The organism is Flavobacterium sp. Root935 (assembly GCF_001429295.1).
Classification (GTDB): Bacteria; Bacteroidota; Bacteroidia; order Flavobacteriales; family Flavobacteriaceae; genus Flavobacterium.
The window spans coordinates 432-1,687 of record NZ_LMJL01000013.1 but is presented as its reverse complement, the minus strand read 5'-3'; the positions used below and the strand labels follow the sequence as shown (position 1 = coordinate 1,687).

Here is a 1,256-nt window from a genome sequence, read left to right as displayed (position 1 = left end):
AATCTTTGCGGGCACGGATTGCAAATCCGCGCTAACGATCGAGGGTAAATCTGCGCGATCGGGGTTTATACAACGAACTTATGATTTAGATCCAGTAACAGGAGCACTACAGGTAAATCATTTATCTTTGATGACAATTGTTAAGCAGTATAATCCTTAAAACAATAATAATATGAAGAAACAAGAAGAGCTAAATTTAAAATTTTACAAGAAAATGGGAGCTTTTAATGAATTAGGATACATTTTAGATTCAAGCAATGCAAGTGGCAATTATACAAGGCTAAATATTATTCAATTTTTACCTAAAGCTGTTATTAGTTATTTAATAGAAACACTTCAGTTAATACAAAATAATCAGCTTTACGATCCATCATTTCTTGATAGTGCGGAAGAATTATCAGTCTTTGATGTCAATTTTATCACTCCTTACTTTTGGATTGACGGGCATAAAACAATCCACATGGATGACTTAAAATTATTATTGATTGAATGGCTTGAATTTAGATCATCTTAAAGGCACATTCACTGCTGGCGCGGATTTTGTAAACGGAAGCGGAAGCAGTATTGCTAACAAAAAGGGAGAAAACGTATATTTTCCTGTCAGCTATTCTACAGAACGAATAAATGAGGAAATGGCTTATGTACTTTCTAAAATTGACAGATTAAAACCTAATAAAGTTGAACGTAACTCTCTTGGTCAATATTCATTTACTTATGTTTCAAAAGCAAGTGATAATCATAAATTAGAAATTGTATATTTAAGTAATAATTCAAATCCTTTATTAGGAAAACTACAAAGTATATATCCTCAACACTTTTAAAATTAAAAAAAATCAATATGAGCACATCAACCTTAAGAAATTATGGAATCAAATTTTACAAACAAATCGATGGAGAAATTAAAATAACTTGTAGTTCATTGAATTTAGCAATTTACTTAAATAGATTTGTAAATCAAAAACAAATGCTACAGAATTTTCTTATAGTTTTAAACTTAGCCTTAAAAGGAAATTTACTTCCTGATGAAGATAAAGAATGGAGTGTAGAACTAGGCTTACAACAATATACAGGGATAATTAAAAGCAACATGACTTTTGACCTATTTTTAGAAGAGTATTATGATGAAACTTTAGAAAATTTTCCTCTAACCGATATTAAAGAAATTTTACAATCATTACTAAATTTTATAAAATAATGCCTCGCTGGCGCGAGCGTCCCGCTCGTGAACGTAAAGTTTGTCTTGTCCTAAAATACAT

3 protein-coding genes are annotated in these 1,256 nt (G+C 30.3%); all 3 read left to right on the top strand.

Features of this window, described 5'->3' with window-relative positions; all coding sequences use genetic code 11:
• Positions 1-172: 172 nt before the first annotated feature.
• From ASE40_RS21630 to ASE40_RS21620, 3 genes are read left to right on the top strand one after another with little or no spacing between them, the layout of a single operon-like run.
• Positions 173-514 (top strand): hypothetical protein, encoded by a 342-nt coding sequence (locus ASE40_RS21630; protein WP_057119910.1) that lies wholly within the window; start codon positions 173-175, stop codon positions 512-514.
• Positions 486-821, top strand: a complete 336-nt coding sequence (locus tag ASE40_RS21625; protein WP_128415018.1) for a hypothetical protein — start codon at positions 486-488, stop codon at positions 819-821. The genes ASE40_RS21630 and ASE40_RS21625 overlap by 29 nt, the downstream gene beginning before the upstream one ends.
• A gap of 17 nt (positions 822-838) precedes the next feature.
• The gene (locus tag ASE40_RS21620; protein ID WP_057119906.1) at positions 839-1,195 is read left to right on the top strand and encodes a hypothetical protein; all 357 of its coding nucleotides are present in this window, start codon (positions 839-841) and stop codon (positions 1,193-1,195) included.
• Positions 1,196-1,256 lie beyond the last annotated feature (61 nt).

Bases quoted from the DNA above. Each gene is read 5' to 3' on its own strand.
- ASE40_RS21630 (WP_057119910.1), top strand. From the start codon at position 173: ATGAAGAAACAAGAAGAGCTAAATTTAAAATTTTACAAGAAAATGGGA.
- ASE40_RS21620 (WP_057119906.1), top strand. From the start codon at position 839: ATGAGCACATCAACCTTAAGAAATTATGGAATCAAATTTTACAAACAA.